The organism is Pedobacter sp. 05L430, from assembly GCF_056397585.1.
This window is the reverse complement of the sequence record NZ_JBFTNT010000093.1, coordinates 1-14,248: the sequence shown is the minus strand read 5'-3', so window position 1 is coordinate 14,248 and position 14,248 is coordinate 1. Positions and strand designations below refer to the sequence as shown.

8 protein-coding genes are annotated in these 14,248 nt (G+C 38.5%); 4 read left to right on the top strand and 4 right to left on the bottom strand.

Going from position 1 to position 14,248, the window contains the following annotated elements; all coding sequences use genetic code 11:
- From AC1DG9_RS14055 to AC1DG9_RS14040, 4 genes are all read right to left on the bottom strand, one after another.
- A partial coding sequence (locus tag AC1DG9_RS14055; RefSeq protein WP_477634766.1) for a RagB/SusD family nutrient uptake outer membrane protein occupies positions 1–610 on the bottom strand: 610 nt, incomplete at its 3' end.
- Positions 611–633: 23 nt separating this feature from the next.
- Positions 634–3,726 (bottom strand): SusC/RagA family TonB-linked outer membrane protein, encoded by a 3,093-nt coding sequence (locus tag AC1DG9_RS14050; protein WP_477634765.1) that lies wholly within the window; start codon positions 3,724–3,726, stop codon positions 634–636.
- A gap of 364 nt (positions 3,727–4,090) precedes the next feature.
- The gene (locus tag AC1DG9_RS14045; protein ID WP_288879181.1) at positions 4,091–4,969 is read right to left on the bottom strand and encodes a hypothetical protein; all 879 of its coding nucleotides are present in this window, start codon (positions 4,967–4,969) and stop codon (positions 4,091–4,093) included.
- Between the two features lie 3 nt (positions 4,970–4,972).
- Positions 4,973–6,238 (bottom strand): YdcF family protein, encoded by a 1,266-nt coding sequence (locus AC1DG9_RS14040; RefSeq protein WP_337716801.1) that lies wholly within the window; start codon positions 6,236–6,238, stop codon positions 4,973–4,975.
- Between the two features lie 307 nt (positions 6,239–6,545).
- On the opposite strand from AC1DG9_RS14040, the gene AC1DG9_RS14035 reads away from it, so the two are divergent.
- From AC1DG9_RS14035 to AC1DG9_RS14020, 4 genes are all read left to right on the top strand, one after another.
- On the top strand, positions 6,546–9,815 hold the full coding sequence (locus tag AC1DG9_RS14035) for a SusC/RagA family TonB-linked outer membrane protein (protein ID WP_337716803.1): 3,270 nt from the start codon (positions 6,546–6,548) through the stop codon (positions 9,813–9,815).
- 11 nt (positions 9,816–9,826) lie between these two features.
- Positions 9,827–11,353 carry a RagB/SusD family nutrient uptake outer membrane protein gene (locus AC1DG9_RS14030; RefSeq protein ID WP_288879184.1) on the top strand — a complete coding sequence of 509 codons (1,527 nt, stop codon included), beginning with the start codon at positions 9,827–9,829 and terminating at the stop codon, positions 11,351–11,353.
- Between the two features lie 142 nt (positions 11,354–11,495).
- A complete protein-coding gene (locus tag AC1DG9_RS14025; protein ID WP_288879185.1) occupies positions 11,496–11,786 on the top strand; it encodes a hypothetical protein in 291 nt (96 codons plus the stop codon).
- Positions 11,787–11,845: 59 nt separating this feature from the next.
- Complete coding sequence (locus tag AC1DG9_RS14020) at positions 11,846–14,026, top strand: TonB-dependent receptor (RefSeq protein WP_288879186.1); 2,181 nt, start codon at positions 11,846–11,848, stop codon at positions 14,024–14,026.
- Positions 14,027–14,248 lie beyond the last annotated feature (222 nt).

Here is a 14,248-nt window from a genome sequence, read left to right as displayed (position 1 = left end):
CCTCAGTAAGGTCTGAGATGATCAGCTGATAAACCTGCTCAACAGTCGATTTTGATTTACCTTCAGTTGTCGGACCGGTAGGTTCCGTATAAACAGGAACCGCTTTGGCTTGGGGATTTACCTGGTAATTGAACTGGTAGTACGTAACCAGATTCAAATAACTATTGGCTCTTAATGCATAAGCCTGACCTTTAATCTGCGCTTTTTTCTCTGCCGTTCCGGTTGAGGCGTCAATTTTACTGATGATATTATTGGTGTTATTTATCACACGATAAAGAATGGTCCAGAAAGCACCCAGTCTGGTTTGATTATTAGCCAATGTATATTCATATGCATCGCGATATCCGTATTTGTTGGTAATGATGGCAATATCGTCTCCCATTACATCACTGGTTCTTAAGATAGAAGAGTAACCAGGATTTGCATAAGTAAAATAGGTGTCGTTCATGTACGACCAGGTTCCATTCAGCACGGTTTCAATGTTATCTGCTGTCCCATAGATCAATGATTCGGGAACGGAGGTAGTCGGTGTAGTGGTAAGCTCCTTTTTGCATCCAAGAAAGGGCAAAGCGGATATCCCAATTATATAGGTGATCTGTTTAATTTTCATTTTTGTAATTTTTAATAGATGCATTAGAAAGTAAGGCTAAGTCCGGCAGAAAAAGTACGCATAGCCGGATAACGGTAATAAGTAGTACCATCAACAGTTTGTTCCGGATCCATACCATCATGTCCGTAAAAAGTAAATAGGTTTTCGCCGGTTAAGGTTAGTTTAAGGTTGTTTAAGCCCCATTTACTGGCCAGAGTTTTAGGCAAACTGTACCCTAGAGTTAAGTTCTTTAAACGAGCATAAGTTGCACTGTAAAGAAAACGGGTAGAAGCCTGAGTCCATCCAAGGTTATCGGTTGTTAATCTTGGTACATTCGTATATTTGTTTGCCGGGGTCCAATGGTTTAATATTTCTTTAGACCAGGTACGCCCGGTGCTGCTGCCATTGTGCATTAATGATAAATAATCATTGTCTAAAATTTTACCACCGATGCTGTAGGCAAACAATGCCGATAATTCAAACTCCTTGTAACTGAATGTATTGCTTATACCGCCAGTAAGATCTGGAAGCGCACTGTCCTGAACATATTGTATCGCATCAGCATAGATATTAGTGGTTACTTTGTTCCCATTAGCATCTTGTTTATACCATAATGGATTTCCGGTTTCCGGATCCACTCCGGCCCATTCTTTCAGGAAAAAATCGTACACAGAACCACCTTTACGCATGATCTTTGTAGTAGTTTTGATATCTTCCTGAGGCAAAGCAGTAATTTCGTTTTTGTAATGTGTAGCGTTCAGGCTAATGTTCCATCTAAAATCTGCAGTACGAATAGGGGTTGCATTGATCTGAACCTCTATACCGGTGTTTTTTAAAGCACCGATGTTGGCGTCAATTGAACCAAAACCGGTCGACGGAGCCTTTGGTCTGCTAAACAGCAAATCTCTCGATCTTCTATCGAAATACTCCACGGTACCGCTGATTCTGTCGTTCAGAATTCCGAAATCAAGACCCAGATTAAAGTTTAAGTTGGTTTCCCATTTAAGATCTGGTGTTGGAAGTCTTGAAGTTACCAAACCATTTTCACCAAGGTTATTTTGGATGGTGTACAAGCCTTCGTAAGCATAATAAGTACCAATATTATCATTTCCCTGAGCACCATAACTGGTTCTAAGCGTTAGTGTACTTAACCAGGAATTGTCTTTTAGGAAGTCTTCTTCAGATAGTTTCCATGAAGCACCTAGCGACCAGAATGTTCCCCAGCGTGTTGCCGGAGCAAATCTTGAAGATCCGTCTGTTCTTAGTGATGCAGAAAGCAGGTATTTCTTTTTATAATCATACTCTGCGCGTCCAAGAAAACTTAGTAAGGTATAGTCCAATGCCGACCCGCCAAAATCGTTTAATTGTGAAGCAGCGTCTGGTTCATATAAGCCAGGGAGTACAAAGCGTTCCCTGCTACCAGAAATGATCCTGTAATTGTATTTGTAAATCTCCTGACCTGCAAGTAAATTTAAATGATGGTCTTCGTTAAAGGTCTTTTCGTAAGTTAAGATGTTGTTCCATGTCCATGAATAAGTTCTGCTGTTGCTTTTACTTACCGAACCTTTGGTTTCAGCTCCATCGCCAAGTACCGGATTCGTATAATTATGATTGTTAATGTTTGCAAAATCAGCGCTGTAAGTAGTTTTGAATTTTAATTCGGGGATTATGGTAGCTTCAAGGAAGGTACGTGCCGAAACATTGTCTTTTAAGATTTCAGATTTATCCAGGTCAACAGTTGCCGCGAGGTTGCTTCTTGGAATGGCTGAACTTGGGCGATAAGCGCCAAAATCATAAACTCTGTTGCCATTTGCATCAGTTTTGTAAGAGCCATCAGGATTTCGTTCATAAACAGGATAGAAGCTTGGCACCAAAMGCGAATAGTTTACTACGTTTCCTGTATTACTATCTTCAGAAATAGGATAATCCTGAAGGGTATTTGCTGCTGAAATGTTCAGTCCGGCAGTTAACCATTTTTTTGCTTTGGTAGTTAAATTAACCCTTGCGCTATATCTTTTGTACCCGGAACCCAATGCAATACCCTTATCATTAAGGTATCCGCCAGAAATAAAGTATTGGCTTTTTTCGTTACCACCACTAAAGCTAAGATCGGCTTGGGTACGTATTGCGGTTTGTTCCATTGCATCACCCCAATTATCATCCCATAATGGTGTTGCTCCTGCAACAAGCTTCCCATCTGGTCCTACAGGAAGTGGGTATTTTGAGCCATAAGGGTTGATACCCAGATCGGTAATGATCTGCTCGCTTGCAGCCTGACCAGCCTGCAAATCCGTATAAGTTGGGTTAGAGGCTTTTTGTTTGTTTTTAACAGCAAGCCAGTAGTTTTGGAAATATTCATCAGTTGTTACCTGTTCATAATCCTTTACGGCCCGCTTTGAAACACCCTGACTAAAATTAGCTGTGATCTCTGTCTGGTCGTTGCGTTTTCCTGCTTTAGTGGTAATAATGATCACTCCGTTTGCACCTCTTGAACCATACAATGCACTTGAAGCAGCATCTTTAAGGATACTTACAGATTCAATATCGCTGGAATTGATTGAGCTGAGATCACCCGAAAACGGATTGCCATCTACCACATATAATGGAGCAGCAGATGCATTGATCGATCCAACACCACGGATACGCAAGGTTGCAGACGTACCGGGCTGTCCGCTCGAGGATACCGCCTGTATTCCGGGAGCAAGACCCTGAAGTGCTTTGGTGATGTTAGATACCTGTCTGTTTTGGAGCTGATCGGCATTGATCTGTGAAACAGCTCCGGTGATATCTCTTTTTTTAGAAGTACCATAGGCCACTACAACTACCTCATCGAGGCTATTGGTTACATCACCTAAAATGATGTTAACGGTGCTTCCGGCCTTTGCAACAACTTCCTGACTGGTAAAACCCAGAAAGGAGAAGCTGAGTACTTCCTGTTCTTTGTTTAGCGTAATGCTGAAATTTCCTGACTGATCGGTACTTGTTCCTGCCTTAGAGCCTTTGATGAGTACATTTACTCCGGGTAGGGGAAGGTTGGTTCCTTTTTCAACAACACGGCCGGTCACTTTATAGTCCTGCTGCGCGTTTACGAATTGAAAGAAGAACAAAAAACATAGAATAGTTAATTTTGTTTTCATTTGAATAAATGGGAGTTTTTGGACATAAGAATTCCATAGCCATTTATGGCATATCTTATGAATGGTTAAAATTTAAATTGAATTAGATGTGTCAGCCAAACTGTATTAACAGGATCAGCTTAACAAGTTAAATAGGAATAGAATGTAGGTAGCGTACAAATATTTGCATGTCTTTCATCAATTGGGTTGAATAATAAATTAATTGGCTGCAAAGATAAATAAAAATACGACTAATTTGGTAGTCTTTTTGTTTATTGGTCAGAAAAATGTAAAATCAGAGAAGTGAGGGCACTTTTTCGCTTTTTGAGCTGCCTTCTAATGACTTGAGAAATCGGGTGTTAAACTCTTAAATAGTTGTGTGTCTTTAACTTTTGCTCCAATTAATATCCATTAAGCTGATGTTATTTTTCCTGGAAGAGCTAACTGCAATTCCTTTGTTCTGATCGTCGGTTAAAGTGAATCCTTCAAGTTCATCAGTTTTATCTGTATCGATAACTTTAATAACTTCTTCATGACCGCTCACGATCGATTTGTTTAAGTCTACAAAAGTTAACCTCCATTTGCGACCTTCAATTTGATTTTGAATAAGAACCAGCATGCCTTTACTTTCTATAAAATGAAGATTTTGTACCCAGGGAGAGCATGTGAATTTATGATACAATAATCCTTTTTCACTTGTTTTGTCAGCTTTGGAAAGCTTAATAGCATCATAAAGGCGCACTTCGTTTGCCTTATTTCCGTAATCAGCTGTAGCCATAAACCATTTTCCTTTATGCTCTACGTATTCTGGTCTGGTTCCTTGTATACAGGCATCATCCTCTATTGTTTTCAATAAATTACCGTCTAAGGTTTTGCTTTTTAGAAACCTTGACCAATCAATTGAATATATCATTGCTTTCCATAGAGTTCCCTCAGCATTTTGACGTACAGAGTTTCCGATAAAAGTTGGCATACCTTTTCTAAAGGCAATACCTGTAGGATGTTTAATTATATTTTCGCCTTTAATGGTAAAATGATACTCCTCAGGCCGGTATATCAATGAATCATTTTTTAAATGATATTGCCGCATTACGCCAATCTCGCGATCGCCGTATAGAAAATACTTTCCGTCCTGATTGGATATTCCCTGACAGGCTCCTAGGGAATCTAGTGTAAAAGATTTTGTAATGGTGCCCGAAAGTGGTTTATAACTAAATACAGAGATAACCAATCCAGTAATCAATGTCGCACTAAGAAGTTTCATTAGCTAAGGATCTAAGGGTTCGTCAAAATCAATCTGTAAAGACATGCTGTTCGGATAAAATTCAACTTCCGTATCGCTCAGCGTTTGTCCTATTTTATATGGATAATAACCCAATTCTTTTTTACAGCGGTCAGAAAGTATTCCCGAGATGTAAGGAATAGTTGATTTGATTGTGCTAATCAATCCCAATTTTTCCATCGGCATCCCATAACGAAACATCAAACGAATACAATTACGAAGATTGGTTGTGGTATGTCGGGCATGAGGTTCCATAATAATTGAATTCTCAGGAATATGTAAAGTACTTACCAAGAATTTCTTCATCTCATAAGCCTCACTATATTTGGTTTTATAAGGATGAACCCTTCCGCCTGATACCACTATAAACGGCGCCACGCCTTTATGATACTGAATTGCTGCAATTCTACAACGTATCATACCACCCGCACTTAACTCAGTATCTCTATCTTCTGGTCCGGCTCCTGGAACTAAGATTACGCTGTATTTGTAATTTTTGAAATTCGTTTTTTTGATTTTTGCGATTGCAGATTGGTTAACACCAGTGTTCATGGGTTCATAATCCGCTGCTTCTAAACGGTTGTTCAATTTAAGTGCACCTAATGCGAAATTCATTGAAGGCTCAAAAAAGAGCTTTTTATCAGGCCCTGTATTGAGCGATACATTTGAAGAAATGAACGTAGGAAATTCCTTATCCTTTGAGCTGAAAGCAATAGAATCTATTTTGGGATAATTAGGTTTTTTACCTTCAATATATACCTCAATAGCATAATTAAGAGCTTTAGCGTCCTGTTCCCATGCTTTTATAAGTAATTGTTGGCCAGGTAAATCCTGAAACAAGCCGTAGCAGCCTGATGGTAACAGATGGTTTTTAGCAACCTCACCAAATACATTTTCCTCTTTATATAAAGTACTAAGTCTTTCGTTAACCAATAAAATTTCTGCCTCGCTAAACTTCATTGCATCAGCATAACAGCTAATATTTTGTGCGCAGGTTTTTAATGCAGTAGCTGCATTATTGCTTTTGTCCTTTAACAGCTTCTGAAACACCTGATCTTCGGCTATTGCTTTTCTCAAATCAGGAAGCTCCTGTATGAGTGTAAGCAAATAATAACTTTTGTACTGAATATAAGGATTATATAACTGACTTTTTCCGATAATCAGCTGATAAGATTGATCTGCAGAATTTTGCTGTGCTTTTGTCTGAAATATAAATAACCAAAATAGCAAAGTGGTAACGAGTATTCTCATGAAATAAATTTCCGCAAGCTAAATAAGTGCCATTAATATAACATTATGGCTGTATTAATTCTGTTGGGCTGATTTTAATGGAATCTGATTCTAATGATAATTTTTTAGGTTTTTACCTAAAAACCTTCTCATAGACTTAATACTGGGGATACATAGTGTTAAAAATACACACATACTTTTGACTGAATTAAAGCACTCAAATAAACTTGTTATTTAAACTAAAGTTATTTGCCTATGTGAATCTGATTCTACATGCTCTTTAAACATTCAAACCAGGAATTATTCAAAATTATTACTAAAACTAAAGATGACATCATTTTTTTTCAATGCAGGTATTAAAAACACTTGTAGAAAATTGCTTTTTCCGGTAGGAATACTCGCAATTTTCAATTCGCCAATAATGGCTTCGAACAGATATAGTATTCATACATCTGTTCTCAAAAATAAAGCAACTTTCACCATAAGCGGTATTGTAACCGATAATAACCAACTGCCACTTCCAGGTGTAGGCGTTTATGATAAAAAGACCAAAAAATCTACTTCTACAGATGTTAATGGTAAATATTCGATTTCGCTTGAGGAAGGATCAACTTTAGTTTTTTCATTCATCGGTTACGAATCACAGGAAGTGCAGGTAAATGGGGCAAGAACCTTAAATATTTCATTAAAGGAAAGCACTAACATACTGGATGAGGTAGTAGCGATTGGTTACCAAAAGATCAGAAAGTCTGATGTAACAGGGGCTATTAGCAGTGTTAAAGCTAGTGAGCTTAACTTAACTTCAGCAACCGTTGGGCAGGCCCTTGTAGGTAAAGTTGCCGGTGTACAGGTATCTCAAACAAGTGGTGCACCTTATTCAGGTACAAAAATAAGAGTAAGAGGTATTGGTTCAATCAATGCAAGTTCAGATCCTTTATATGTAATCGATGGGTATCCTGCCGGGAATAACGTTTCCATAAATCCTGAGGATATCGAAAGTATAGATATCTTGAAGGATGCGGCCTCAGCTGCTATTTATGGTTCCAGAGCATCGGGTGGTGTCGTTTTAATAACAACCAAAAGGGGGCAGGATGGAAAAGGACGTTTTGAATATGATGTTCAGGGAGGCGTTTCCCAACTGGCAAAAAAGATTGATTTATTAGATGCCAATCAATTTATTCAACTCCTTATTGATGGTAGAAATAATGCTTACAAAGATCTATGGGTAAATGCAGGTAAAACCTGGAACGATTCCATGTTTGGTGATAACAATGCAACCCGTATTGCCAATGTAGGTAATGGAAGTAGTGTTAGTATTCCTACCGATTTATATAATTTCTCAACCCAGCAGCCAATTCCTGCAAAATACAATACTGATTGGCAGGATGAACTATACAGAAATGCGGCTTTTCAACGTCATAATCTTTCTTTTTCAGGGGGGAATAAAGACATCAAATATTTCCTGAGTGGTGGTTATCAGGACAATGATGGTATTGTAACCAACACCAACCAGAAGGTAATCAATTTCAGGGCAAATATAGATGGGAACGTAAGTGAACGTTTGCATGTTGGTGCAAATATGTCTTACACCCAAAACAAAAATCGTGAAGTTCGCGAAGGTCGCTATGATTTAAGCCCAATGATGTCGGCTTTATTATATTTGCCTTTCCTTCCGGCAAAAGACGACAACGGTAACCCTATACAGTTTGGTATGGCTTCATTAGCATCCGTTTATGGTATCCAAAATCCCGAAAACCCTTTAGCAACTGTTAACCAAGTTAAAGTGGCAAGAAATGGTGATAGAAGCACTTACAATGCAAATGCTTCCTATAAAATAATTGAGGGCCTAAGCTTTAAAGCCAATTTGGGCATGCAGACTTATAGTGAGAAATATGATTTTTATTTGCCTACAAGTTTAAGCAATGGAAATAACCCACCTTATTCTACAGCATCCTTGGCGGCAGCAACAGCAATTGCACAAAACTTAAAACAAATAGACCAGCTGGCTGAGTTTACTTTAAACTACAACAAAACTTTTGGTAAACATAAAATTGATGTTTTAGCAGGCTACTCGGCTCAAAAAACAACCAGCGATCTGATCCGCGTTTCAGCAAAGGGATTCCAAAATGATAACATTGGCGAGATTACAGATAAAGGCGCTGATGCAAGTTTCTTTGCCTTAGATAATGCAGCCAAATCTACCAATACCTTACTTTCCTATTTTGGTCGTTTCAACTATAATTATGCAGGAAAATATTTTCTGACAGGTTCATTCCGTCGCGATGGTTCTTCAAGATTCGGCCCTTTAAATAAATATGGTAATTTCCCTTCTGTTGCAGCAGGATGGAGCTTGTCAGAAGAAGATTTTTACAATAACTTTCTTGGTGAGCAATCAATTGTTAAGATCAGRGCGAGCTGGGGTTTAAGTGGCAACAATAACATTCCTAACTACAGAACACAACAGGAAATGAATTCACCAGGTGGTGTAGTTTTCGGAAATACAATTTCAACAGCAATCTGGCCTAGTTCTATTCAAGATGGTCACCTAGGTTGGGAATCCACCTCTCAATATAACTTTGGCACTGATATCAGTTTATTCAGAAATCGTGTATCTGTTATCGCAAACTATTATTTGAGTTACTCATATAACTTATTGTTTAACCAATCGATTTCTGCAATTTCGGGTACTTCATCAATCTTAACGAACCTTGCCGACAGTAAAATCCGCAATAAAGGTTTTGATGTGCAGGTTGATGGAAGGATTATTCAGAAAGAAGACTTTACATTTGGTTTAAGTGGTAATATCGCCGTAAATCGTAATAAAGTTTTAAATATGGGGGGTGCAAGTACCATTTTAACAAACGGTGCAGAACGTTCATATTTAACACACATAACACAACAAGGACAACCAGTTGGTATGTTCTACGGATTCAAGGTCTTAGGTCGTTTAACTGCAGATAATGTTGGTAAGGTTGCACCTTCTGCATCTGCGACCAATCCTGCAAAAATCGGCGATTTGTATTTTCAGGATACTGATGGGAACGGGATTGTTAACGATGCCGATAAAACGGTTATTGGTACGCCATATCCTAAATTCACTTACGGTTTTGCTTTAAATACCTCTTATAAAACAATTGATTTAAGGGCTTCATTCAACGGTTCATATGGTAATCAGGTTTTAGATGGTCAGGATTATTACCTGTATAACTTCGAAGGTTCAGGTAACCAATATGCAGAAGTTGCAAATCGCTACAGAAATGAAGCTAATCCGGGAAGTGGCTTAAACTATCGTGCATCTCGTGCAGGTACACAAAGTAATAGTACGCGCTTATCATCATTCTATATTCAAGATGGCTCTTATTTCAGATGTACCAACATAACCTTAGGTTATACCTTTCCTAAATCTTTAGCCAATACGCTTAAGGTAAATAATGTTCGTGTTTATGCGAGTGTGGATAATGCCTTTACCGTTACAGACTATAAGGGTTATAATCCTGAGGTGGATTACAGCGGAGGATCTAATTTAACACCAGGTGTTGATTACGGAAACTATCCTTTGGCAAGAGCATATAATCTTGGTGTTAAACTTACCTTCTAGAATTTACGAAAATGAAAAAACATATTTTAATTCCGGCTTTAGGCATCGTTATCGCTTTAAGCTCATGTAAAAAAGAATTTTTGCAACAAACTAATCCGAACGCAATAACGGTTGAGAATTATTTTAAAACAGAGAATGATGTATTGCTTGCTGTTAATGGTGCATATCAATCTTTAAGAAGCAGTAATACCATGGGAGAAAACAGCGGATTATTTACTGATGAACGTTCTGATGATGCAGGTCGTAACGATAACCAGAGTAATGCAGGTGAACCATTCCAGTTTAACGATTTCTCTTTGTTGCCAAGTAATTCATATTTAAAGGCACATTGGCTGGCACTTTATCAATCAATAACCAGAAGTAACGTTATTCTGTCTAACCTTGATAAGGTTACATTCACTACTGCCGCAAACAAAAATATTTACAGTGCCGAAGCTAAATTCATCAGAGCAATTATGTATTTTGAGTTGGTTAGAAAATGGGGGCCGGTTCCTTTGGTAACCAAGCACCTTTTAACTACTGATGAAATCGCAGCAAGCACGTTTCGTGTTCCTGAAGCCGATGTTTATGCGCAAATCGTTTCCGATTTAAAAGATGCTTTAAATAGCGACTTGCCAAACTTTCAACCTGTTGCTGGTATTGGCCGAACTTCAAAAGCAGCTATAAATGCATATTTAGGTAAGGTTTATTTAACTATGGCAGCAACACTTCCTGCAAATAGAACAGAAAATTTAGCCAGTGCAAATACTTACTTGTTAGCTGCATTCAACATGCGTGGTTTCGGAAATTTATCTGAAATTCCTTATGCTGATGTTTTCGACGTAACTAAAAAAACAACTTGTAAAGAATTAATCTTCCAGATTTCATATAAACAAGGTGATCTTAATTACAGTTCAAGTATCGCGGCAAACAATCAGGCAAGGGGAGAAACGATTAACTCTTTAAAAGTTTCTACAGGTATTGGTGGTAACGTTAAGCTCGATTTGATTGATGAATACGAAGCCGGAGATTTGCGTAAGGATTTTTCGGTAAAGTATGCTAACGATGCAAACGTGAAAGATTGGTTTATCACTAAATTTCGTGATGCAAGTGCTGCAGCATCTGTTAATGGTTACGGTGGTAATGATTGGATAATGATGCGTTATGCTGATGTGATTTTAATGCTGGCGGAAGTGGCTAACCTTCAGGGAAATGATGCTTTGGCCACACAATATTTAGATATGGTAAGAGCGAGAGCCGGCAGGCCGCTTTATGCTGTTGCTAAAACAGATCCTGTTTATGCTGCAAAATTCCCGACAATGAAGTTGGCTATCTTACACGAAAGACGTGTTGAACTTGCTTTTGAGCATCAAAGATGGTTTGATTTAATCAGAAATTTCACTGCTGCTGAGTTGGTAACTTATTTAAAAGCCAAACCTCAGGCTTCTTATGGAATTGCAAAACTAGCTAATGTAACCACAAAAGATCGTTACTATCCAATTCCTTTTGATGAAGTAAAATTAGATCCGGTTAAGATGTACCAAAACCCGGGCTATTAATATTTAGAATCTTTTTATTTCTGTTTTATTATTATGGCGGCTGAATTTCAGTCGCCATTTTTTGTAACCCCAACGATTAATATCATCCGAAATTTTCTACTTTTACCCTGTGAAGCTAATTGCCTTATTTTTATCGATCATTGTGCTAACACTAACATTGGTGCCGTGTTGCGCATTGGCGGAAGATGAGGCCCATATCCATCAAACCATTCAAAAAGAGGTTGATCATCATTGTGCGGAAAATGAAGACAGTTGCTGCAAGGACTGTTCGCCGTTTTATGTTTGTGGCACCTGTATCGGTTTTACGTTTACTGGTTTTTCTGCCTTTACTTTCGCGGTACCATTTAAAGCAGTGCAGCACAATATGTTTTATCTTCCGGTTGAACTTCCGCTTATATCTACTCCAATCTGGCAACCACCTAAATTAAGCTAGTTTCTTGTCCGAGGTCTTTCCGACCAGTATTATTGAATTATCTTATTTACAAATTTATCATGAAAAAATTGATTGTGCTTTTGGCTGTGTTGCTGTTTACAGTTTCAGCCTATGCTCAAAATACATATAAAGCGCTTGTTAAAGACGCGAAAACAAATAAACCACTAGCTGGGGCAAGTGTGAAATTGCTTGGATCTGCTATTAGTTCGGTATCCGGATTTGATGGGCATGTAGCTTTAAGCAATGTTCCCGTAGGCCCGCAGGTCATCCAGTTCAGTTACATAGGTTTTAAAACAAAGACAGATACCCTTACTTTTCCGATTGATCAGACTGCCGACATAGTGGTTTTACTTGAAGCGGCAGCGGAAGAGGAGGAACTTGACGAAGTAGTGGTTTCCGCTACCAGGAGCAGCCGTACAATTGACAACATCCCAACACGGGTTGAGGTAATTGCTGGTGAAGAACTTGATGAGAAAGGAAATATGAAACCTGGAGACATTCGAATGATGCTCGCTGAAAGTACAGGGATCCAAACTCAGCAGACCTCTGCTACCAGCGGTAATTCCAGCATCCGTATACAAGGATTGGATGGAAAATATACCCAGATCATCAGGGATGGCTTTCCCTTATATTCAGGTTTTTCGGGTGGATTAGGCTTGTTGCAAATCGCACCGCTTGATCTACAGCAGGTGGAGGTAATTAAAGGCTCATCATCAACGTTATACGGCGGTGGAGCGATAGCCGGATTGGTTAATTTAGTGTCGAAAAAGCCAACCGAAGAACGCCAGTTGAGCTTCCTGTTGAATGGAACATCTGCATTGGGATTAGATGCTAGTGGCTTTTATGCCCAAAAGTTCGAAAAAATCGGTGTTACCGTTTATGCAGCCTATAACAAAGGAACAGCTTATGATCCTTCGGATATTGGTTTAACCGCTATTCCTAAGTTCGACCGCTTTACTTTAAATCCGAAACTGTTCTTTTATTTTAATGATGCAACTACACTTTCGGCTGGAATCAATGCCACGACTGAAAAAAGGATAGGAGGTGACCTGGAATATGTAAAAGGAAATGGTAGTGTAGCCCATTCTTATTTTGAAGAGAATAAAACCGGACGTTACAGTTCCCAGCTTGAACTGGATCATAAACTTAATAATCAGGAAAAACTCGTTGTCCGTAATTCCGTGAGTTATTACGACCGGAGCATTGGCCTGCCGAACTACCTGTTTTCGGGCATACAAGTATCTACTTACAGTGAAGCCAATTATAATCGCAACGGAGAAAAAGTAGACTGGGTAGCGGGTGTAAACTTCCTGACTGATCACTTCAAAGAAGACCAGAACAGCAATGCTGCACTAAGGAGTTACAACTACAACACCATTGGTGCATTTGTGCAAAATACCTGGAACTTGTCAGAATGCTTTAGTATTGAATCGGGTGTCAGGGGCGATTACCATAACGAATATGGATTTTTCTTTTTACCCAGAATTTCTGGACTATGGAAGATCAATGAACATTTCTCGACCCGTTTAGGTGGGGGACTAGGTTATAAAGCGCCAACGGTGTTTACAGAAGATGCAGAAAGAATCCAGTTCCGTAATGTATTGCCAATTGACGTGACCACCACCAAGGCAGAGCGTTCTTATGGTGCCAATTATGACATCAATTATAGAACTACATTATTTGAAGATAAGGTAGGCTTCAGTATTAACCAAATGTTCTTTTATACCCGAATCAACAATCCGATTTTGCTTACTGCAGTTACAGGGAGCAATTTGGAATATGTGCAGCCAAAGGGAAATCTGGATACTAAAGGGATGGAGACCAATGCCAAGATCACCTATAGTGATTTCAAATTATTTATTGGCTATACCTATGCCGATGTAAATCAGCATACTGGCAGTACCAGTACAGCTTATCCACTGGTTTCAAAACATAGACTCAACAATGTGCTCATGTACGAAGTAGAGGATGAATGGAAAATTGGTGCCGAGGCTTATTATTTCAGTAAACAAAGATTAAATGACGGTGCAACAGGTAAAAGCTACTGGACAGCAGGATTGATGGCTGAAAAATTATGGGAACGCTTTTCCATTTTTGTGAATTTTGAAAATTTCACTAATACCCGACAAACCAAGTTTGATACCATTTATACTGGTACAATTACGGATCCTGTATTCAGGGATATTTACGCTCCTGTTGACGGTTTTGTAATTAATGGAGGGATCAAGCTAAGGCTTTAATGGGAGTGTCTAAGTAATAAACTACTATTTCTATAGATTTTATTGTTTGTTTTAAAAAAAGTATTATATTTGCATAATTAAATAACTGTTTACAAGCTGTAATCAAATGAAAACAGATTTACATTTTATAAAAATGAAAAGAAAAACATCTAAAAAAGGAATGCATTTCCTTTTAGAATGTTGTTGTTGTTGATTCAGCGCGCTGTAATCTCAGCGTAAACT